19 protein-coding genes, 1 tRNA gene and 1 pseudogene are annotated in these 20,320 nt (G+C 67.3%); 14 read left to right on the forward strand and 7 right to left on the reverse strand.

The window, feature by feature from the left end:
- Positions 1-224: 224 nt before the first annotated feature.
- From U3653_RS06425 to mbp1, 5 genes are all read left to right on the forward strand, one after another.
- Positions 225-1,949 (forward strand): hypothetical protein, encoded by a 1,725-nt coding sequence (locus U3653_RS06425; RefSeq protein ID WP_323123899.1) that lies wholly within the window; start codon positions 225-227, stop codon positions 1,947-1,949.
- Complete coding sequence (locus U3653_RS06430; RefSeq protein ID WP_323123898.1) at positions 1,847-3,199, forward strand: KH domain-containing protein; 1,353 nt, start codon at positions 1,847-1,849, stop codon at positions 3,197-3,199. Before U3653_RS06425 ends, U3653_RS06430 begins: the two co-directional genes overlap by 103 nt.
- Positions 3,196-5,142 (forward strand): vWA domain-containing protein, encoded by a 1,947-nt coding sequence (locus U3653_RS06435; RefSeq protein ID WP_195077664.1) that lies wholly within the window; start codon positions 3,196-3,198, stop codon positions 5,140-5,142. Before U3653_RS06430 ends, U3653_RS06435 begins: the two co-directional genes overlap by 4 nt.
- A 218-nt stretch (positions 5,143-5,360) precedes the next feature.
- Positions 5,361-6,476 carry a hypothetical protein gene (locus U3653_RS06440; protein WP_195077665.1) on the forward strand — a complete coding sequence of 372 codons (1,116 nt, stop codon included), beginning with the start codon at positions 5,361-5,363 and terminating at the stop codon, positions 6,474-6,476.
- Between the two features lie 117 nt (positions 6,477-6,593).
- Entirely contained in the window at positions 6,594-6,845 is a 252-nt protein-coding gene (mbp1, locus tag U3653_RS06445; protein ID WP_195077666.1) for a microaggregate-binding protein 1, read from the forward strand.
- 78 nt (positions 6,846-6,923) lie between these two features.
- Here the strand turns inward: mbp1 and U3653_RS06450 are convergent, their stop codons facing one another.
- Entirely contained in the window at positions 6,924-8,114 is a 1,191-nt protein-coding gene (locus U3653_RS06450) for a lipase family protein (protein WP_195077667.1), read from the reverse strand.
- A 200-nt stretch (positions 8,115-8,314) separates the two neighbouring features.
- Between U3653_RS06450 and U3653_RS06455 the strand changes: the two genes are divergently transcribed.
- Positions 8,315-9,313 (forward strand): YdcF family protein, encoded by a 999-nt coding sequence (locus tag U3653_RS06455; protein WP_195077668.1) that lies wholly within the window; start codon positions 8,315-8,317, stop codon positions 9,311-9,313.
- Position 9,314: 1 nt separating this feature from the next.
- On the opposite strand, the gene U3653_RS06460 is transcribed toward U3653_RS06455, so the two are convergent.
- On the reverse strand, positions 9,315-10,055 hold the full coding sequence (locus tag U3653_RS06460) for a glucose 1-dehydrogenase (protein WP_195077669.1): 741 nt from the start codon (positions 10,053-10,055) through the stop codon (positions 9,315-9,317).
- Between the two features lie 456 nt (positions 10,056-10,511).
- Between U3653_RS06460 and U3653_RS06465 the strand changes: the two genes are divergently transcribed.
- The gene (locus U3653_RS06465) at positions 10,512-11,408 is read left to right on the forward strand and encodes an alpha/beta fold hydrolase (RefSeq protein ID WP_195077670.1); all 897 of its coding nucleotides are present in this window, start codon (positions 10,512-10,514) and stop codon (positions 11,406-11,408) included.
- A gap of 46 nt (positions 11,409-11,454) precedes the next feature.
- Here the strand turns inward: U3653_RS06465 and U3653_RS06470 are convergent, their stop codons facing one another.
- On the reverse strand, positions 11,455-12,846 hold the full coding sequence (locus U3653_RS06470; RefSeq protein WP_195077671.1) for a WS/DGAT/MGAT family O-acyltransferase: 1,392 nt from the start codon (positions 12,844-12,846) through the stop codon (positions 11,455-11,457).
- Positions 12,847-13,144: 298 nt separating this feature from the next.
- Between U3653_RS06470 and U3653_RS06475 the strand changes: the two are divergent.
- Together U3653_RS06475 and U3653_RS06480 are read left to right on the forward strand one after the other, a co-directional pair.
- Positions 13,145-13,938: pseudogene (locus U3653_RS06475) on the forward strand (metal-dependent hydrolase).
- Between the two features lie 20 nt (positions 13,939-13,958).
- A complete protein-coding gene (locus U3653_RS06480; RefSeq protein WP_435406550.1) occupies positions 13,959-15,038 on the forward strand; it encodes a PDR/VanB family oxidoreductase in 1,080 nt (359 codons plus the stop codon).
- Positions 15,039-15,122: 84 nt separating this feature from the next.
- Here U3653_RS06480 and U3653_RS06485 read toward each other — a convergent pair whose 3' ends face one another.
- Both U3653_RS06485 and U3653_RS06490 read right to left on the reverse strand, forming a co-directional pair.
- Positions 15,123-15,638, reverse strand: coding sequence for a UCP032817 domain-containing protein (locus U3653_RS06485; RefSeq protein ID WP_435406544.1), 516 nt, complete (start codon positions 15,636-15,638; stop codon positions 15,123-15,125).
- A gap of 312 nt (positions 15,639-15,950) precedes the next feature.
- Positions 15,951-16,103 (reverse strand): hypothetical protein, encoded by a 153-nt coding sequence (locus U3653_RS06490; protein WP_195077672.1) that lies wholly within the window; start codon positions 16,101-16,103, stop codon positions 15,951-15,953.
- 77 nt (positions 16,104-16,180) lie between these two features.
- Between U3653_RS06490 and U3653_RS06495 the strand changes: the two genes are divergently transcribed.
- Both U3653_RS06495 and U3653_RS06500 read left to right on the forward strand, forming a co-directional pair.
- Positions 16,181-17,176, forward strand: a complete 996-nt coding sequence (locus tag U3653_RS06495) for a zinc-binding dehydrogenase (protein ID WP_195077673.1) — start codon at positions 16,181-16,183, stop codon at positions 17,174-17,176.
- A 64-nt stretch (positions 17,177-17,240) separates the two neighbouring features.
- Positions 17,241-17,405, forward strand: a complete 165-nt coding sequence (locus tag U3653_RS06500) for a hypothetical protein (RefSeq protein WP_195077674.1) — start codon at positions 17,241-17,243, stop codon at positions 17,403-17,405.
- On the opposite strand, the gene U3653_RS06505 is transcribed toward U3653_RS06500, so the two are convergent.
- Positions 17,390-17,836: a nitroreductase family deazaflavin-dependent oxidoreductase gene (locus tag U3653_RS06505; RefSeq protein ID WP_195077675.1), complete on the reverse strand. Its 447-nt coding sequence runs from the start codon at positions 17,834-17,836 to the stop codon at positions 17,390-17,392. The genes U3653_RS06500 and U3653_RS06505 overlap by 16 nt on opposite strands.
- Before the next feature lie 112 nt (positions 17,837-17,948).
- Here U3653_RS06505 and U3653_RS06510 point away from each other — a divergent pair.
- Positions 17,949-18,022, forward strand: a tRNA-Ile gene (locus U3653_RS06510).
- A gap of 137 nt (positions 18,023-18,159) precedes the next feature.
- Positions 18,160-18,693, forward strand: coding sequence for a hypothetical protein (locus U3653_RS06515; protein WP_195077676.1), 534 nt, complete (start codon positions 18,160-18,162; stop codon positions 18,691-18,693).
- Positions 18,694-19,185: 492 nt separating this feature from the next.
- Here the strand turns inward: U3653_RS06515 and U3653_RS06520 are convergent, their stop codons facing one another.
- A complete protein-coding gene (locus U3653_RS06520; RefSeq protein ID WP_195077677.1) occupies positions 19,186-19,497 on the reverse strand; it encodes a hypothetical protein in 312 nt (103 codons plus the stop codon).
- Positions 19,498-19,855: 358 nt separating this feature from the next.
- On the opposite strand from U3653_RS06520, the gene U3653_RS06525 reads away from it, so the two are divergent.
- Positions 19,856-20,101 (forward strand): hypothetical protein, encoded by a 246-nt coding sequence (locus U3653_RS06525; protein ID WP_195077678.1) that lies wholly within the window; start codon positions 19,856-19,858, stop codon positions 20,099-20,101.
- Positions 20,102-20,320 lie beyond the last annotated feature (219 nt).

The raw sequence follows: 20,320 nt of genomic DNA on the forward strand, positions 1-20,320 counted from the left end.
TGGGTCCGGGTGCGGGCGATCCGACCGCAGGCCGATTGGAATTTGCCGGGGGAGGCGGATGCTCGGCAAGATATTGCTCGACACTTGTCGGTCTCGGTGAGAAATAACTTCTTTCATCTGCCTCCATCGATGTAGCTCGGCGGTAACATGATTGAGAGTATGACCGGAGACAGGGACGTACATGTCCGCATCTCCGCCGGGGTGATGAGGTATGTATTGTGCTCGTGAGCGCTTACAGAAATGCGCCGTTGCGGCATCGAATTCTGAAGGGCTACGTGATCGCCGCGGACGATGTCGATGAAATACATCGAAAATTGCAGCGGTCATTTGTCGCGTCATCGCCATCCGGCGATGATTTTCCGCGAGTGTATTTGAAGGCGAATCGGCCTGGCTGTCTGTGGATTGATACGGGACCGGTGTGGGTCAGCGAGCCCGCGCAGCGTTCCGCGGTTGTCGACGGCTTGGCCGAGTCCGTCTCCGCCGCCGCGGAGCGGGTACGGCAGGCCGGTGGGACGATGCTGCCGTCGGGCGTCTCCTGGGGCGCCGCGCCGCATCGCCTGCTGTGCGAGGACGGGCATGCCATCGAGGTCGCCGATGATCTCCAACGCGAGATCCTCAGCAACCTGATCCGGCGCTACGTCCCGGAGCTCATTGCACTCAGTGGGCGTGCGCTGTTCGTCGCGGGCCGCGTCACCGGCCGTGGTTCGCTCCGTTTGGCGGAGTCGAAAGACCAGGTCTCGACTCGGTATATCGCGTCCGCCTCCGTCCGGCACCTGCGGCGGGTCGAGCAGGCGCTGCGCCGCGACGATCGCGTATCGGGCTTCGCGGTGATGGACGTGAATCCGGTCGGCGACGGCGAGTTGGGGATTCCGAATGTCAGCCTCCGATGCCTCGATGCCCAGGTTTTCCCGAGTTCCGCTGTAGCGCAGGCTGTTCTGCTGCAGGCACTTGCGGTGCGCGCGCGGATGATGGGGCGCGAGGGAGGGCGCATGTCCGCCCCCAGGCAACAGATGCTCGATCGGAATCGAGCCAACGCCATTGCCAAGGGCATGGGCGGGGAGTTCGAGCACGAAGCCGACGAGCGGCGCAGGACGCGGGAACGGGAACAGGGAACCGTTCGCCGCTCGGCGGCCGAATCGGTGGCCGATCTGCTGGAGGACCTGAGCGCCGAACTGTACGCGATGCAGATCGAGCCGCGCGAGATCCTGCCGTTGCTCTCCGCTCCGGCGCTCGCGTCGCTGCACCCGGAATACGCACAGACCGAGAACGATCTGCTCGCGGCCTGGGGCCGAAAGCACCGACTCGGAAGCAGCGAGTTCGCGGCGCTGCTGCGGGACCGGGCGGCGCTGGCGGACGACCAGGTGACCAGGCACAACAGGCAGGTCGCTCCGGGCAGCCTGGGAACTCTGGAGGCGGCTTGGCGAACCAGACTGGCCGCTCAGCGGTCGAGGCATCCTGCGGCGAACGGGCGGAGAGCGCCGGTGCGTCCCGCCCGTCAGCGCAGGCCGGACGAGGAGATCATTCGCGAGTTCGACGAGCTGACCGAGCAGCGCGACATGGACGACAGGCTGCGCGTTCTGCTGTCCGGCCGCCCGCCGCGCAATCTGGCGCCCGCGCTGTCGCGTCTCGGCCGCGGCAAGGAGATCCGCCGGGTACTGCGGCAGCCGAACGCCACGGTGCTCGTCCTCGGCGGACCGGCGGAAATCGGCGATGGCGTACCGGACGAGCTGAGCAGCCTGCTGTCGGACAACGGCCGGGCCTGCGTGCGTCTCGATGTGCCCGAGGACGAACGGAGATCCGCGGTGGACGCGTTGCTGGGCTTGGCGCGCAGACTGCCGAAAGGAGTATGCGCCGGATTGATCACCAATCAGACCTACGCGCGCAAGACCGATCGCCGCGCCAACGTCGAAATGATCATTTTGGACTCCGACGGAGGGGCGCAGGCATGAGTCAACCCGTCAACGTCGTGCTGGATATCCGGCAGACGAGCAATCCGCCGACCGATCTGGCCGGATTACGCGCGCTGTGGACGCAGATCGAACAGCAGCTGGCCGGCGCAAGTCTTCGCGGCACCGAGAAGATCGTCGTCCCGCTGCGGGACAACCGGACCTGCGTGCTGTGGGTACAGGATCGACTGTGTGCTCCGGCCCGGGTGGACGCCGACACGACCTTCTCCATACGCGGCGTCCTGGAACCCGCGATGGTCCGGCACAAGTGCACGACCTGCGCGGCCTCGGGCCGGGTCACCTACGCGCCGTTCCTGTGCGCCGGATGCGACCAGGGCGATCGGCAGGGACGCGTGTGCGACGAGCACGCCGTGGTCCTCGAAGGCCGGATGACCGCGACCTGTGCGCGTCATCGGCCGAGTTGCGCGTGCGGAGCAGCGGCTACGTTCCGGTGCAACGGGGACAACTGCCGCGGCCGCAACGCTTTCTGTGACCGGCATCGCGTCGCGCATCCCGGCGCCGCCGACCTGTCGTACTGCCCGGACTGTTACCGGAAGGAATTCCCGGAATGCGCCGGACCGGGATGCACCTCGACCGGGAGCATCGCGTGCGAGTTCGTCACCGACGGCAGGACTAGGACCTGCGGGAACGCGGCGTGTGCCAAGCACGCTTATCGCTGGCAGATCTTCGGCCCCCACAAACGAGGGCTGGGGCTGTGCCCGGAACACGCGCGCCGATTGAAATCGCTGGAGGACCGCCAGATCGTCTTCCAGATCGTGGCGGGAACCGCGAACCGCCGGCGCGGCCCGCGCACCGAAGCCAAGCGCGCCTATATCAGTTTGCCTCGGCTGACGATCGTCAGGCATATCTTCATCAACTCCCGCTCGCGCAAGCTGGACATAGCTTCCATCGACCGGATGTTCGCTGAACTCCAGCGCGACAGCCGCACGGAAAGCGTGATGCGTCGCCTGTTGCAGGAACAGGAGAAACTTCGCGGTACGGACGTGACTGCCGCCGCCATAGCCGAGCGACGTGGCCGCGAACTCTTCGATCGACTCACCGCTTGGTTGCGGGCGCGCGGCCGCGCCGAGGTCGCGGACCACATCGCCTTCTCGGACTACCGGCCTCGGTCCAACCTGTTGTTTGTGCATGTCGAGCCGGACTACAAGGGCAGGTTCATCGGCCGCGGCGGCGCGGAGCGTCGAGCGGCGTCGAAAGCCCTCGGTGTCGAGGTCAAAGTGGAGGAGAGATGACATCGACCGTATGGGACAACCGGCGGCACACATTGCAGGTCGCGAAAGGCGACGGTCTCGTCGGCGCGAATATCGTCGCGGTCCGCTCCGTGGACGGCCACGGCACGGCCGGTGGGGCGGACATCGCGCGGATCGGCGTCTTCGAGGTGGGCGCCGGCTCGTCACGGCAGGCGACGGTGCGGATCGTCGTCTCGCCTTCGGTCCCGGAGGGGTCCGTCGTCGTCAGCACGGAACTGGTGGACCAGCTGCGGCTGGAAGTGATTGATGAGCACGGATGGCGCCTGAGCACGCTGGCTTGCGAACCGGCCGCGCGGATCGTCCTGGAACCGCTCACCGAGAACCGCCTGGACGACGTGTGCAAGCAGCTGCGCAACGCGCAAGACCTTGTGGGACAACAGGTTCATCTCGGCGGCGATCCGTGGGTATCCGCCGACGGCGAGTCGTTCCGGGTGCGTCAGGTTTTCGACCGCTCCGGGCGGGAGCGGACGGACCTCTGCTACATCGACACCGAGACCGAACTGGACGTGTTCCTGGCCGGCAATCGCAACGGGGTCGATATCGTGATCCTCGCCGATTGCAGCGGGTCGATGGGCTGGAGCGACATCGCGTATCAGGCCGAGGTGGTCGGTTTCGGGTCGCAGCGGCGATCGAGCTTCATCTCGCGGATGGAAGCTCTGAAACGTTCCCTCCTGGATATGGTCGAGATCCGTCGGCATGTCACCGGCCGGGTATCCCGTATCGCTCTGGTGAAATTCACCACTACGTCGATGTGCGTCTTTCCCCGGTCGGGCTCCATGGCCGAGATCCAGGGTCCTGACGACGAGCGGACCCTGCGGGACTTCCAGGGCGCTATCAGCCTGCTGCGACCGGAGAACGCGGCGACCGACATCGGGCAGGCACTGCATTTCGCGTCCGACTTGCTGCACCGCCATGGCGTGCCGGGTAACGACCGATTGATCGTCCTGGTCAGTGACGGAGCCGACTGGCACGAGCAGGGCGAGGAAAGCGCGGGAGAGGCCGTGGTCGCGGTGACCGACCCCGTCTCGCTGATGGAGGAACTGCACGAATTCCTGAGCATCAACCTTCATGCCGTCGGAATCGGTGAGCGCGACACCTTCATGCGCTGGTGGCGGACGAACCGTCCACCGGGCGAGGGCGATCCACAGGAATGGTTGATCCCGAACCACACACTGCTGCGGGAGTTGGTGCGGGTGGGCGGTGGCGACCCGAGCCGGACCGGCGGTGTGGACGTATTGCACGGATATTTCGCGGATCTGGGCACCGGCGTCGCGCACCACGTCGGCAAACCATCCGGTCCTCGCGGCGGCAGGTTGCAGTCGACGATCGACATACTTCATCCCGCGGGTCTGCGAGTCGATCGCGAGGCGAGGCGGAGACTGGAGCAACTGTCCGAAGAGTTGCTGGATCTGCGGACCCACCTGAACGATCTCTCGCGCCGATGCGGTGCGGATGAACTGTTCGGTTCCTTGCACGAAGACAGGCTGCTCGGGCTCGGGCGTCCGCTGCACGGCGCGCACGACTTCACGGCCTGGATCATTCACTGCCAGCAGGCTTTCGGCGAGGCGTTGGACAAGCGACTCAAGGGCGAGCTCCCCAAGAAGCCCGAGGATCGGTATCCGATCGACGGGGTCCGCGAGGCGATTCGCGATTGGCGGATGGATGCCGTCCGGCGGTTCCGGAACAACGACGGTCACGCCTCCATCAATCCGGAGGATGCCGAAATTCTCGGGGGAATCTGCCTCAGATTGACCGGAAGGAAAGTCCTCGCGAACGACGACGCCGAGTCATGGACGAAATTGCAGGTCGGTCTGCTGACCGGCGTCGCCGAGGTGCTGCGCAACGTCAAGACCGTGCTCGAGAACGCACCGCTGTCCCCGAAAGCGGAGCAGTTCGCCGCCGCGTTCTCCTTCGAAGGCTACTAGGCCGGTGACCGCCGAAATCAGGAGAAGCCGTGGCCGCTGATGTATTCGCATGCCTGATCTTCCAGGTGCGCTGGACGGCCGATCGCACGCCCTCGGCCTGTGGCTGGTTCCCCGGCCCGTTTCCGGTGCCGATCCCGGAAATCGGCTCCGTAGCCGAGCGCGGGGGCGAAGCGGCGGTCGCCGACCGCACCGCTCGAGCCGGGTACTTCTCGGCCCGCGTGCACGACGCGCTGTACGGCGCACAGTATGCGGTGGGGGGCACCGGCCGCTGGTACCGGCAGATGATCCGAGCGGCGCCGGACCTGCACGGTGCGACCGTCCACGGCTGGGAAGTGCTGCTGAGTCCGGAAAGTGCTTACGCCGTCGCGCATGTACAGCTGTCGGAGCAGCCCGTCGAGGTCTTGTCCGAATTGACCAAAGCGCGCGGCGACGGCCGCCGATGGTTGTCCGCGCTCGTCGGCGAGGTGTCGTTCGAGTCCGGGCGACCTCGCGTCGTCAGCCACCTCCACTGGGCAGGCGATCGGATGCCGGAGCCGGTTCCCGACCCGACGACACTGGGGTGCTGGTCGGAAACGCGACGGTGGCAATGGTTCCTGGCGTCCGGCACGTCCGTAGCCGACGGCCTGCCCGACCCTGGCGATCCGGGAATTTTCGACGATACCGTCCACCTCTCGGGCGATTGGCGCGCGCTCGTTCTGCGTGACGGTGTGAACTACACCGCGCTGACCTCGACCGACACCACCGACTTCCACACCGTCGCACGCGCTTACGTGCGGTCGATCCACTTGGACGCCGTTCTGCTCGGCTCACTGCAACTGAACGCCTTGCACCGCATCGCAGATAGCATCGCGGACATTCGGGTGGACCGCACCGGGGCGGGGCCGGTCGAGACGCTGGAAGCCGAGATCCTCGACACGCGCGCGAAACTATGGTGGAACAATGTCTCCGAACGCGGAGTGCAGGTTGCGGACGTGCTGCGTGCCTTCCAACGCCAGCATCGGATGACCGAACTCTACGCACAGGTTGTCGCCGATCTGGACGATATCTCGCGCTATCTGCAAGCTCGTCGCGCTCGTCTGGAAGACGAGGCGCTCGCCGAAGCAAAGGCACGGCAGCGCCGCACCGAGGAACGCCGACGGGTCTTCGAGGACCGCGACCGCCGCAATCAGACCACCATTGCCCTCATTTCGTTCCTGCTCCTGCCATTCGCCGTCACGTTCGCCGGCGCGGCTGTGCTCACAGATCCGAGTGTGGCCGCCTTCGCCGGGAGTATCGTCGCGGCCCTGGTGCTTGGGCTGATCGTCGCCACCGTCTCCGCGCTGCGCGATCGGTGAGGGCAGCCGCCGCACCGGCGTCGATGCGCCGTTCGGTGGCGACGGTCACAGCATGATTGTCCGCGCCGGAGGCGGGTATGCGACGCATGTCAGCCGACGAGGAATTGGGAGGTAGTGATGCCGGAGCATCGGAGCGGACCCCTGGAAGCTGTCGAAGGGGTTGTCGAGGATGTCAAGGGGAAGGCGAAGGAAGCCGCTGGCGTCGTCACCGGTGACGCGGACCTGAAGAACGAGGGTCGCGCTCAGCAGGACAAGGCCGAATCCCAGCGCGATGCGGCGCAGAAGGAAGCCGAGGCCGAGAAGGCCCGCGCCGAAGCGGATCTGGACGAGGCTCGCCAGAGCGCGTACGAGAGCGGCAAGGACGCCTGACTCACGGCGTGAGATGCGATATGGCCGTTCGGTGACGGCCAGATACCGGCCCGGCGGTGAGTTACCGCCGGGCCGGACTCAGCAATTGCTCGGCGCTGGAACGCCCTTGAAGCGCGCTTCCAGCCAGCTGAGGGCGGACGGTATGCCGAGCACCGCCGCGGACAGATGATCCGGGCTGAGGAATTTCTCGTATTGCACTCGGGTGCCCGCGGCGCAATATCGCCGCACTGTGTTGTCCACCGAGTCCACTGGGATGAGAGAGTCCTGCTCCGCACGCCATTGGTAGACCGGCGTGGCCGGGATGTCTCCGTAAACTTCCAGGCTGTTCTCCTCGAGCACCTTGCGCGCGCGTTCGTCGTCGGCCAGCGAATTGGAGGCCGCGACGTCGACGATGCCGCGCCCGGCCCCGACCAGCAGGATCTCGTTGGTGCAGCTGTTGGCGATTCGGCCGCGAACCGACAATCCGAGCGAGTTGAGCTGATCGCTCACCGGCAGCCGGGTCGGGTACTCGCGCTCCAGTCCCAGGGCGGCCGCGAAAGCGAGACCGAACACCGCGTGCGGTGCATAGCCCAATCCCTCGATCATCTTGACCAGATTCATCGGCACCCCGCCCGACGCGACTCCGACGAGCGGCAGTTCCGGCGCATAGGTGGGCGCCAGCGCGGCCGCCCATGCGCTCGCCATGCCGCCGCCGGAATATCCGAGCAGGCCGATCGGGCTGTCCGCCAGGCCGAGTTCCGTGACCTGCCGTGCGGCGCGGAGGCCGTCCAGCGTGATCATCCCGCCCAGTTTCGCGGCGCCGTACGCGCTGGTCGGACCCAGGTGGTCGGGGAGAGCGACCGACCACCCGCGCAGCAGCAGAGCGTTGAGGGCGGGCGCTTCGCGGATCTCCAGGTTGGGGTCGCTGGTGTAGAGCACGCGGGACACCGTGCACTGGGTGCCGAGCGCGTTGATGATGTGCTGATAGGACAGCAGCGGCCTACCGGGAGCGGGATTTTGCGGGGTCAGGACGGTGGTGGTGGCCGCGATCGGCTCGCCCGCCGAGTTGGTGGAGCGGAATTTGATCATCGTGACCGTCGAGCCGGGGAACGTCGGTAGGGCGGGCATCGGCCGCACGGCGAGGACCTCGCCCGGTGCGGCTCGGTCCAGTCCGGCCGGAGCGGCGTAGAACGGATCGGGATCCGGTGCTGGGTAGATCGGTTGCGCCGCGGCTTGCGGTGCGATCACACAGAGGGTGGCCGCCGCGGCGGCGATGAATAATCGAAGCATGTTTTTCGTCGACTCCCCTTCATCACAACGTGCTGTTCCGTAACGCTGGTGTGCTGAAGCCGAATGCAGCCGGACACCGGTCGTCTACGACCGATGCCCGGACTCGCACACTGTAGGGGAAAGATCGGGAAAAGCCGAGGTCGCCGCGCCGCTCGTGGACGGGGGCGGCGCGCCGCGCACCCCTCGGTTACCGTGGCCCGGTGCTTCTGCTGGTCGGCGTGGTCCTGCTCGGTGTGTTCGCGGTGCGATTCGGCAGGGACCGCAGGCGGCTGGGGCACGGGGTGTTCTTGCTTCTGGGACTGGGGTTCGTCGGTGCGTGGGTGGTCGGCCGGATCACCGAGGGCGATGCCACCGTGGTGCTCGCACCGCTGACGGTGCTCCTGTCGCCGGCGCTGGTGCTGGTGCTGGCCGGGTTGGCCATCGCCAATGGCGTACAACTGGTGCGGCGGGAGGGGTGGCGTCTTCCGAATCTGTTGCCGCTCGGACTCGGTTTCGCCCTGCTGGCGCCCTACGTGGTGCTCGTCTTCGCGCTGCTGACCGAGAACGTCTGGCTGATGGTGCTTCTGGCCTCGCTGACGATGGCGATCAGCTATGCCGGATTCCTGTTCGCGGCGTTCCTGTTGTACTCGCTCTGCTACGGACTGTTGCCCTACCGTCCCGGAATGGACGCGATCGTCGTGCACGGAGCCGGTTTGGCCGGCGGCGAGGTGCCGCCGTTGCTGGCCGCACGCCTGGATCGGGCGATCGAGGTCTACCGTGCCGAAGCCGATGCGGGCCGGGCTCCCTTGCTGATCGCCAGTGGCGGCAAGGGAGACGACGAGAAGGTCTCCGAGGCATCGGCCATGGCCGATTACCTGATCGGTCGGGGCGTGCCGGGAGACCGCGTGGTGCTGGAGGACCGGTCGGGGACGACCGAGGAGAATCTGCTCTTCACCAAGCGGCTGCTCGGCGAGCGCGGGCCGAGCACGCGAATGGTGCTGGTGACGAGCAACTTCCACATGTTGCGCACCGCGATCCTGGCCCGCCGCCTCGACCTCGACGCCGAGGTGACGGGCGCGGGAACCGCCTTCTACTACTTGCCGAGCGCCTTCCTGCGCGAATTCGCCGCGCTGCTGGTGGCCTACAAGTGGAGCAACGCGACCGTGGCCGTGGCGCTGGTGGCGCTGCCGCCGCTCGCGCTGCTGGCCACCCGCGGGTGAGTCAGAAGCTCTTGTGCGGGACGCCCACGGTCAGACCGCCGTCGATGACGAACTCGGCGCCGGTCGAGTACGACGATTCGTCGCTGGCCAGGAAGGTCACCAGCGCGGAGACCTCGGACGGGTCGGCGCCGCGGCCGAGCGGGATCTGCAGGAAATCATCCGGGATGTTCTCCGTCATCGGCGTCCGGATCAGGCCGGGGTGCACGGAATTCACCCGGATCTTGTACTGCGCCAGCTCCAGCGCGGTGGATTTGGTGAGCCCGCGTACGGCGAACTTGGTGGCCGTGTAGCCGTGCAGCCCAGGGCTGCCGCGCATGCCCTCGACGGAGGAGATGTTGATGATCGAGCCGCCGCCCGCCTCGATCATCGCGGGCGTCGCGGCCTGCATCCCGAGGAATGTGCCGGTGAGGTTGATGTCGATGATCCGCTGCCATTCGGCCAATTCGAAAGCCACCAGCAGGTTGCCGTTCACGATGCCCGCGTTGTTCACCAGTACGCTCAGCGACCCGAATCGCTCCACCGCCGTGCCGACGGCTTTGCGCCAGTCGTCCGGCTCGCGCACGTCCAGGTGGACGTAGGCGGCGTGGTCGCCGAGTTCCGCGGCGACCGCGGCGCCCTCGTCGTCGAGCACGTCGCCGAGCACCACGCGCGCGTCCTCGGCGACCAGGGCCTTGGCGTGCGCCGCGCCCATTCCGCGCGCTCCGCCGCTGATCAACGCCACCTTGCCGGTCAACCGCCCCATCCGGGGTACCTCCGTCTCTCGAATCGTCTGTAACACGTTACAGAAACACGCCTCGTGGTGGCGTGTCTCGCGACAGTAGCCCAGACGGTCGCCGGTGACGGCGCGATCGTCTTCGCGTCCCGGTGAGCGGTCCGTATGCCGAATCGGGCCATCCGGAGCCGACGTGGCCGCGAAGGATCCGAACGTGCCGGTACGTCGACGGAGAAGGGTGGTGTTCACGGGAGCTGCGACGCCGCCTCGACGAAGTCTGGGCCGGGTCCCCTTCGCCGGGTCCTGACGGAGCGCGCGTGGTGCCCGAAGGTCCAGGCGCGTCCGCGTCGGCGGTCATCGGTCGCGACGGAATGGACAACTCGCCCGGAGGGCGGACTCGGGATGCCTCGGCTGACGACCAGCGGTGGGCCTCTCTGTAGAACGTGTTCTAAAATATCTCCCATGTGAGCACTCGGGAGGTGCGCTATGACGAACTCCGGCCGCGGCGTGACGCGATTCGGCGGACGCCTGCGGGTGCCCGACATCGCCGAGGTGCCCGGTGGCCGCCTGGTCGATCTGGCGGGCCGGGGCCGGACCTACGTGGTCGACATCCCCGGACCCGAGCACGCGCCCGTGCTGGTGCTCCTGCACGCGACCGCCTGCACCGCGTACCTCACCTGGTTTCCGTCGCTGGCGGAGCTGGCGCGGCGGTACCGGGTCATCCTGTTCGACCAGCGGTGGCACGGGCGCGGCATCCGCTCGCAGCGGTTCACCCTGGAGGACTGCGCCGACGACGTGGCGGCCGTGCTCGACGCGTTGGAAATCGACCGAGCCATCTGCGTGGGATTCTCGCTGGGCGGAATCGTGAGCCTGCTGGCGGGGCATCGGCATCCGGACCGGGTGAGCGGGCTGGTGCTCTGCGCGACGCCCTATCGGTTTCGCGAGAAATGGAGCGAGCACGCTTTCCATCGGACGTTCGGCGCTTTCGCCGCCGCTGTGGAGCAATACTCCTACCGCCGTGCCGAGCGGCTCGCGGGCCGTCTGCCCGAGCTTCCCGAGATCACCTGGGCGCCAGGACGATTGGATCGGTGGGCGCTCGGCGAGTTCCGCAGCACCAGCGGGTGGGCGCTCACCCAGGTGCTCGCGGCGGTGGGGCGCTTCGACGCGACCGCGTGGCTGCCCGACCTGGCGATGCCGACGGCTGTGGTGATCACGACCAAGGACCGGGCGATTCCGGTCTCTCGGCAGCTGGAGCTGGCGACATTGATCCCGGGGGCGAGCAAGCATCTGGTCGCGGCCGGGCACGCGTCCTGTGTGCTGGAGGCCGACCGTTTCGTGCCGGTGTTGCTCGAAGCCTGTGCGGCCGTCGCCGCGAAGAGGTGATTCGGCCGATCCTGTCCGGCGGCGGTGGCGGACAGGGGCCAAGGGCTCAGCCCGAGGTGCGTGCCGCGGCGAGCAGGTCGGCGACCACGCCGGGAACGGCGTCGGCCAGCGCCGCGATGTCGGGCACCAGTTCCTTGCAGGCGATGAAGCCGAAGTTCAATTTGTCGTTGTTCGACAGCACGGTCACCGTCAGGCCCGCGCCGTGGAACACCGGTCCGAACGGGTACATCCCCTCCACACGGACGCCGAGGAAGTACAGCGGCATCGGCGGACCCGGCACGTTGGACACCACCAAGTTGTGCACCACCGGGTGCTTCTCCGCCAGTTTCAGCGAGGAGTACATTCGCGCCGCGAGCCGGAAAGTGTTCGGCGGGGCGTATTGCGACCAGTCCTGCAGGAAGTCCGCACCTATCACTTTGTGCTCTTCCTTGGCTCCCTGATTGGCCTCGGCCACCTCGCGCAGGCGTTCCACCGGGTCGGCGATGTCGGTGCCGAGCTGCGCGAACAGCGCGGACACCTTGTTGATGCCCGCCTTGTGCCGGGTGGACTCGTGCACCGACACCGGAACCGACGCGATGAGCGAGCGGTCGGGCAATTCGTCGCGCCCGGCCAAGTAGGTGCGCAGCGCGCCCGCGACGACGGTCAGCACCACGTCGTTCACCTTGACGCCGAACGCGGAGCGAATCTCCTTGACGGCGTCGAGTTCGGCCTCGGTGAACGCGACGGCGCGGTGCGGGGTGATGGCGAGATTGAAGGGCGTGCGAGGAGCGGAGAACGGTATGGCCATGCCCGCCTTGTTCTGGCGACGGCGCTGTGCGAACCCGGCCACCACGCCGAGGGTTTTCGGCAGCATTCCGACGATGCCCGCGCGGGCCGGGAATCTCACCACCGCCTCGGCCAGCAATTGCCAGTCGTTCGGTTTCGGCTCGGGACGCCACTGCTGGTCGGGCACCGCCTTGGTGACGCCAGGCTCCGGATCGCACAGGTGCATCATCAGATCGGCGCCGGTGATGCCGTCCACGGCGGCGTGGTGATATTTGCAGATCACCGCGACCTTCCCGTCGTCGAGGCCCTCCACCACGGACATCTCCCACAGCGGGCGGTCGCGATCCATCGGGCGGCTTGCGATGTCTCCGACGAGCTCGGCCAGTTCGCGTCGTCCGGCCGGCGCCGCGATCGCGATCCGGCGGACGTGGTAGTCGAGGTCGAAATTCTCGTCCTCCACCCAGACGGGGTGGTCGAGGTTCAGCGGCACCTCGTGCACGCGGCGGCGCATCTGCGGAATCAGGGGAAGCCGCCGGGCCAGTTCGGCTTTGAATCCGTCGAACGAGTAGTCGCCCGACGACGGGTCGAGGATCAGCAGCGCGCAGACGTGCAGATGCTGGGTTCCGGTTTCCAAGTAGAGAAAGCTGGCATCCAATCCGGTCAATCGTTCCATAGCAAAAGCCTACTAGAACCTGTTCTAATTTTGGGCCGGACGCGACGGGGTGTGACGACTCTCGCGAGTTGTGTCACCGTACAGCCGACAGGGCGGATTTGTATGTTACCGGAAGTTTCATGTATGTGTATGATCCTTGCTACGGAAACGTAGGAATCGCGCGGCGACGCGGGCGCGGGAGGATCGAGGAGTACCGATGAAGCTACTTCGCGGGCGGCGGCCCGACACCGACCCGGGCGCCGTGGCGCTGCACGCCCGCAACGTGCGCTTCGACTGGTCGGACACGCCGCTGCGCTGGATGCCCGCCGAGCCCATCGCCTCGCATCTGATCAACTCGCTGAATCTCCTGCTGCCCGAGGGCGAGCGCATGTTCTGCGCCGCGTACGCCGAGGCGTGCCGTACGTGCGGGACGAGCGGCTGCGGGAAGCGATGCTCGGGTTCATCGGTCAGGAATCGATGCACGCCGAGACGCACGACAAGGTGCTGCACGAAGTGCTCGCCGCACACGGCATCGATCCCGAACCCTATGTGCGGCACGCCGAGTACCTGTTCCGCCGGACGCTCGGACCGAGGGATGTCGAGGGCGTGGCCGAACGGCAGGTGATGGTGGAGCGGCTGGCCTTCATCGCGTGCCTGGAGCACTTCTTCGCCTACCTGGGCGACGGGGTGCTCAACGCGGATCTGGAGCGGTTCGGCGCCGACCCGCGCATGGCGGACCTGTTCCGCTGGCACGGGGCGGAGGAGGTCGAGCACCGGCACGTCGCGCACGACGTGGCCGTGTACTTCGGCGCGGGATACCTGCGGCGCGCGGCCCTCATGCTGCTGGTATTCCCGATCTTCCTGACGCTGGTGGTGCGGGGCACCAAATTCCTGGTCCATCAGGACCGCGACCTGCCCGACCTCGGTTACCCCCGGTTGCTGGGGCGGGTCTTCGGTGCGATGTGGCGCGGCGCGTTGCCCGGCGTCCCCTCGCTGTTGTGGAGCGCGTTGAGCACATTCAAGCCCGGCTACGACCCGGAGACGGTCGGCTCCACCGCGCAGGCGGTGGCCTATCTGGCCAAGTCCCCGGCGGCGCGGGCGATGGCCTCGTGAAATCGCCCGTTCCCGACCAGCTGCCCGCCGACCTGTTCGGCAGGCGCGACCGCGACCGCACCGTGCGCGTGCTGCACGCGGTCGCCTCGGCGCGACTGCGCTGGACCGCTCTGGTCAACCGGCGCGATCCGCGTCCGAAGGTGGATGACCGGCGGCTGGCGCTGGTGGTCACCGAGCGGCGGATCGAGGCCCGTGACCAGGACGTGGTGAGCCTGCGGCTGGCCGCCCCCGACGGACGCGCGTTGCCGCCATGGCGTCCGGGCGCGCACCTCGACCTGGAGCTGCCTTCCGGTCGGCTGCGGCAGTATTCGCTGTGCGGCGACCCGGCCGACGTGCACGCCTACCGTGTGGCTGTGCGCCGGATCCCCGAAGGCGGCGGTGGATCCGTCGAAGTGCACGATCGCCTCCCGGTGGGTTCGCCGATCGTGGTGCGCGGTCCGCGCAACGCCTTCCCGTTCGCCGTGCCCGGCCACGGATCACCCGCCACGCGTTCGCATTTCGTGGCGGGCGGCATCGGCGTCACGCCGATCCTGCCCATGGTCGAGCTGGCGCACCGGCTGGGCATCGAGTGGTCGATGGTGTACACCGGGCGCAGCCGGGACACCTTGCCGTTCCTCGGCGAACTGGCGAGATTCGGCGATCGCGTGGTCGTCCGCACCGACGACGAGCACGGGCTCCCCGATGCGAGCACCTTGCTGCCGGGCGTGCGGCCCGGTACCGCCGTCTATTGCTGCGGCCCGGTGCCGATGATCACCGTCATCGCCGACGCCGTTCGGGAAATGCCCTGCGCGGAACTGCATTTCGAGCGGTTCTCGCCACCGCCGATCGTGCGCGGCAAGCCGTTCGAGATCCAATTCGCCTCCACCGGGGAGGTCGTCGAGGTCGGCGCGGATCGCACCGCGCTCGACGCCGTTCTCACTTCCCGGCCCGATCGTCCGTACTCGTGCAGGCAGGGATTCTGCCGCACCTGCAAGGTGCGCGTGCTCGGCGGCGAACCAGATCACCGCGACAGCGTGCTCACCGACGCCGAACGCGAGGCGGGTGCGATGCTCGTCTGCGTCTCGCGCGCCGACGGCGGCCGCCTCGTGCTCGATCTGTGAGCTGACCTGCGGGTGTGTACGAGACGGTCGGGCCGGTGCTCGCGGATATCGGGTCGCGCCCGGCTTCGTCCGGTTTCTGGCGGATCAGGAAGCGCGGGTGCGCGCCAGCTCGGCCTCGACGGCCGCGACCCGATCGGAGTCGATTCCCCATGGGTGCTCGACACCGACCCGCCGGTCCAGATCCCACAGCACGCATTCCTCGTCAGGAGCCGCCACCAGCGACCACGCGACCACGGTGCGGCCGAGCTGTTCGGCCATCGAGCCGTGCGCCGGGTTCGGCGGTCCGGCGCCCTCCGGGAAGTGGTGCAGGAAGCGGCCGTAGGCCTTCGCGCAGAAATCGGCGTAGCGCATGGTGCACAGGATGAATCCGTGCCATGCCTCGTCCACCGCGTGTGACGGCATGCCGATCACCTGATCGTCGCGCATGGCCGCGCCGCAGCACAGCAGCCACTGCCGCAATCCCTTGTCCACCAAACCCCTTGGCTGCCAAGGGCACGTCTTGTAGACCGCCTCGGGCAGTTCCAGCGCGTCGACGGCGGCGCGTACGGCCGCCGGATCGATTCCGCGCGCCGGGGATCGACGGAACCTGAAGTTCACCACAGTTCACTGTACGTGCGCGCCGATCTGCCGCTACCGTTCTGACATGAGCGCACTCATCCTTCTGTTCGTCTTGCTGATGGTGCTGCTCCTCGTGGCGGTTCCGATCATCGTCGTAGTCGTCATCATCCGCTCGCAACGCAACCGGTTCATGCCGCCGCCCCCATACGGCGGGTGGGGCGGCTACCGCGGCGGCGGATACGACGAGGGGGGTTCCACAGATCCGTTCTGGGCGGCCGGCGGAGCCGGTTTGTTCGGCGGATCCGACCAACCCGGCGGCTCCAGCGGCGGGCATCACCACCACCACGACCATCATCACCACGGCAGCAGTTGCGGTGGCGGAAGCGGGTGCGGCGGCGGAAGTAGCTCCAGCTGCGGTGGCGGGAGCAGTTCGAGCTGCGGCGGGGGCAGTAGCTCCAGCTGCGGTGGTGGTAGCAGTTCCAGTTGCGGCGGCGGTTCCTGACGCACGATTTGACCTCAACATGACTTCAGGTTTCATGCTGATCTTCGTCCGAAGAAGGCAAGGAACGATGAAGGGTTGTGTCATGCGGGCTGTGCAAGCCAGTGAGTTCGGTGGACCGGAAGTGCTCGTCGTGCGTGAGCTGCCCGATCCGGTGGCCGGACCGGGGGAGGTGGTGGTCGACGTGGCCGCCGCGGACGTGATGTTCCTGGACACCCGGCTGCGGTCGGGCTGGGGGACCGATTTCTTCGCGATCGAACTGCCTTATGTGCCCGGCGGCGCGGTCGCCGGGGTGGTGGCTTCGGTCGGGCCGGGCGTCGATCCGTCCTGGGTGGGCAAGCGGGTGTCGACGCCCACCGCGGCCAGCGGTATCGGCGGGGGCCTGCCGATCGGCGGATACGCCGAGAAAGCGCTGGCGAAGGCGGACACGCTGGTCGCCTTGCCGGACGGGTTGACCCCGGCGCAGGCCGTCGCGCTGGCGCACGACGGCAGGACCGCGCTGGCGGTGTTCGACCGCGCCGCCGTCCAGCCGGGCGAATGGGTACTGATCACCGCCGCCGCCGGTGGGCTGGGCGTGCTGTTGATCCAGCTGGCCCGCGCGGCGGGCGCGAACGTCGTCGCCGCCGCGCGTGGCGCCGCCAAGCTGGAACTCGCCCAGCGGCTCGGCGCGACCGCGGTGGTCGACTACTCCGAGCCCGACTGGGCGGAGAAGGCGCGCGCCGCGACCGGGGGAGCGGGCGCGCACGTGGTGTTCGACGGTGCGGGCGGTGCGCTCGGCGAGGCCGCGCTCACGGTGGCCGCGGATGGCGGGCGTTTCCTCGGATACGGCGCTGCGGCAGGGGAATTCGCCGCACTGGATCGGGACGCCGCCGCGGCGCGCGGAGTCACGGTGTACGGGCTGTTCGACATCACCGGCGCCGGCATCGATTGGCCGGCGCTGGCCCGGCGCGCCCAGGAGGAGGTCGCCGCGGGGCGCTTGGAGGTCGTCATCGGCCAGACCTTCCCGCTCGACGAAGCCGCTCGGGCGCATGCCGCCATCGAGTCCAGGGCGGCGCTGGGGCGCACTTTGTTAACAGTGTGAACAATGCGTCGAACTGGACAATCGATGTAGTGCGCCGCCCCGGCGACGGCGCTAGGGTGCCGGGGTGGGAACTCTGCTCGTCGTGGTAATCGTCATCGTGGTGCTCGGCTTCGTGGTCGCTGTCGTGCAGTTCGCCAGCCGGCCGCCGAAGGAAGCCGAGCCATGGGACGACCACGACGACGCCGAGGACTACGAGGACGACTGGGACGACGACTATCGCGAGGGCTGACCCTGCGCCGGGGTCAGCACCACGACCGCGATGGGCCGCTTGGTCAGCTTCTGATAGGCGCTGTAGCGACCCTTGTTCACCTTGTCGACGAGCTCCCACCGCCGTGCGTACTCGGGATCGTCCGGCAGCGTCGCCCGCGCCCGCACCATGAGTTTCCGCCGCCCGACCTGGATTTCGCATTCCGGTCGCGCTCTCAGATTCGCCAGCCACCCCGGCGGCCGCGGCGACCCGCCGTTGGACGCCGTCACCAGATAGTCCGCGCCGTCGCGCGCGTACGTCAGCGCCGAGGTGCGCTCCTTGCCGGACTTGCGCCCCACCGTCCGCAGCAGCAGCGTCGGATTCCCCAACGGCAGCCGATGCCCCACCAATCCGCCACTGTTCTCGTACACCCACTGATGCGCCTTCAGCACCTTCGTGAACAGACCGGCCATACCTGACCCTCCAGTAAGTTTCCGACCCACCCACCCTAGGTCATCCCCCTCCGACTGGTCCGGAACCCACCCGACCCGGTAGCATCCCCAACGCTCGCGGTTCCCGCGGGATGGGGCGGTAGCTCAGTCGGTTAGAGCCGTGGACTCATAATCCATTGGTCGCGGGTTCGAGCCCCGCCCGCCCCACAAATAGGCCCTGATCAGGGGGTTTTGTTTTTTCACGAGCGGTTTCGATCTTGAACAGCGCTCGTCCACGATAGATAATGCGCCTTCGCATCGGGCCGTTGACAACCGGTAGAAGTGATCGTTGAAATAGCCCAACGATGATCGAACCTGACCCCCAACTCGAAGACGAACTCAAGGCCGCGCACGGCCTTTATCCGATCGGTGACCATGTGACCGGAGTGGTCACGCTGATTCCGCGACCCGGCGTTGTCGGACTGTTCGTCGACTTGGGCCATCCACCCACCGGATTCGTCGACATCCTGAGTCTGCCGTTTTCCGCCGAGCAATGGCCGGCCGTGGGCACAGTGACCGAGTTCGAGGTTCTCCAGCACACACGCGGCCAGGTTCGCCTCTGGCCTCTCGATCCCGCCTTCCGATCGAGCACGACAGGGTTTCCCGTCTCGAGCGAGTCCGAATGGTGCGCCGCCAAGAACCGCCACCCCGTCGGCTCCGCAGTCACCGCCGAGATCACCGACGTCTTCCCAAGCAACCGCGAATACTGCGTAGCATTCGACGGCCTCTGGTCCGTCCTGTCCTGGTCCGGCACGCCCCCCATCGTCGGCACCACCGCACAGTTCACCGTCGACCGGCATCTCGACGCGACCCGAAGAATTCGGCTGCGCAGCGCATGACGAACCCGGCATCCCGTCACGGCTTGTCCCTGAACGAGGCCCGCCTATCAGTGCAAATACCCATGCCGGCGGCCAAGTTGCTCCAATTCTCCAACTCGCCGCATCCGTGCCGGGCGTTTGCAGGCGGGGCGCGTCCGATCCCGCGCGTGAGTGGCACATGACGGAGAGGTCACTCGCGATCGGCCTCCGTCATGTGCCACTCGCGGGTTCTAGGCGGGCTGAGGACGGCGCCGGGGTGTGCTGGGTGCGGTGCGCCATTCGCGATCATCTTCGAGACCAGGCGCACCCTGACGCCCCTTCTTCCGCTGTCGCGAAATCTTGCTGCCGAGTCGGTCACTCACGGCGGAAAGATCGTCGAGCGGGAATCGCGGGCACTGGCCGGACGGCTCGGCGTCACGGTTTAGTCGACGGTTGTCGTTCGGTCCGTGTATATGGATGAGATTCGTCGCGAAGCGTTAGGGGCAAGCCACCAAACGGGGGTGAAGCTCGTATTCAGGCGCAGGCGCGGTTGAGTTCGTCGGTGTAGGGGTTGAGGTCGGTGACGTTCTCGTCTACCAGCGCGTTGGCGTAGGCGGTGATGGCATCCTGCTCCGCGCCTTGGGTGAGATAGGCCAGGGCGTTCAGTCGGTCGGACAGCTCTGCCGCCGTCGCGCCGTCGAGGGTGCCGCCGTTCGTGTCGATCGCGATGTTGATCAGTTCGATGGCCCTGGCGCAGAAGGGGGATCGGGCTTGCGCGGGGGCGGCGGGCAGGAAGAGCAGAGCGGCGGCGGTCGCGGCGAGCGCAGCGGCGAAGGACTTGGTCATGATTTCCTCTCAGAAGGTCGGGCTGATCGTAGACCGGCGGGAGAGCCCCCATTTCTCTTGGCTCGGTGGGTATCGAGACGGCGGTGGGCATGCCGAGTTGACGTATCCCGGCCCGCGCTGGACGCGGTTGGCAGACCGGGCGCGGTGGAAGGAAGGACGTAGACGAGATTTCTGCCATTAGCACGGCACCGGCGCGGGTGCCCGTGCTCACCTCCGGTTTCACCCCGGAGGGTGAGTGTTTCCGACCCCGGGGACGATGATGTCGCGCGCTTCCTGAGAGAAGAGTGAGAGAGGTCATATGCGGGAGGTCTTCAACGAACGGGCGAAGGCATCCCACCAGTCAGTTGAAGGAAGCATCATGACCAAAACCAAGGTTATCGCAGCCGTATCGGCGGCAGCCTGTGTGCCGCTGATCGCTTTCGGTTCGGGCGTGGCTACCGCCTCCCCCGAAGGAGCCCCTGTGCCTGCCCCTCCGGCAGCCGTGGACGTCTCCCAGCATGGGCAAGTGCAGACCAATGACGCATTCTTGTTCTGGGCGCCATTCTTCTGGCCGGTCTGTTTCTTCCCGCCGTTCATCTTCTTCTTCCCGGTCTGCCTCGCCTGATTCGCTGGGCAGCATCGCCGACAAAACGACGAACGCCGCACGGCACGCCCGCGCACCAGATCGTGGCGTGACCGTCGGCGTTTCGTCATCAAGGACGCACACCTGAACCGGCTGCATCCCGCACCATTGGTGATGGACGCCTGGTCGACGAGCCTTTCAAGTGCACAGCAGTATGTTCGCGCGGCATGGGGGGACGATCTTCCCTTCGACCGATTGGAT

The organism is Nocardia implantans, from assembly GCF_035544775.1.
Taxonomy (GTDB): domain Bacteria; phylum Actinomycetota; class Actinomycetes; order Mycobacteriales; family Mycobacteriaceae; genus Nocardia; species Nocardia implantans.

Bases quoted from the DNA above. Each gene is read 5' to 3' on its own strand.
- U3653_RS06430 (WP_323123898.1), top strand. From the start codon at position 1,847: ATGCGCCGGATTGATCACCAATCAGACCTACGCGCGCAAGACCGATCG.
- U3653_RS06435 (WP_195077664.1), top strand. From the start codon at position 3,196: ATGACATCGACCGTATGGGACAACCGGCGGCACACATTGCAGGTCGCG.
- mbp1 (WP_195077666.1), top strand. From the start codon at position 6,594: ATGCCGGAGCATCGGAGCGGACCCCTGGAAGCTGTCGAAGGGGTTGTC.
- U3653_RS06450 (WP_195077667.1), bottom strand. From the start codon at position 8,114: ATGCTTCGATTATTCATCGCCGCCGCGGCGGCCACCCTCTGTGTGATC.
- U3653_RS06460 (WP_195077669.1), bottom strand. From the start codon at position 10,055: ATGGGGCGGTTGACCGGCAAGGTGGCGTTGATCAGCGGCGGAGCGCGC.
- U3653_RS06465 (WP_195077670.1), top strand. From the start codon at position 10,512: ATGACGAACTCCGGCCGCGGCGTGACGCGATTCGGCGGACGCCTGCGG.
- U3653_RS06470 (WP_195077671.1), bottom strand. From the start codon at position 12,846: ATGGAACGATTGACCGGATTGGATGCCAGCTTTCTCTACTTGGAAACC.
- U3653_RS06495 (WP_195077673.1), top strand. From the start codon at position 16,181: ATGCGGGCTGTGCAAGCCAGTGAGTTCGGTGGACCGGAAGTGCTCGTC.
- U3653_RS06505 (WP_195077675.1), bottom strand. From the start codon at position 17,836: ATGGCCGGTCTGTTCACGAAGGTGCTGAAGGCGCATCAGTGGGTGTAC.
- U3653_RS06515 (WP_195077676.1), top strand. From the start codon at position 18,160: ATGATCGAACCTGACCCCCAACTCGAAGACGAACTCAAGGCCGCGCAC.
- U3653_RS06520 (WP_195077677.1), bottom strand. From the start codon at position 19,497: ATGACCAAGTCCTTCGCCGCTGCGCTCGCCGCGACCGCCGCCGCTCTG.
- U3653_RS06525 (WP_195077678.1), top strand. From the start codon at position 19,856: ATGACCAAAACCAAGGTTATCGCAGCCGTATCGGCGGCAGCCTGTGTG.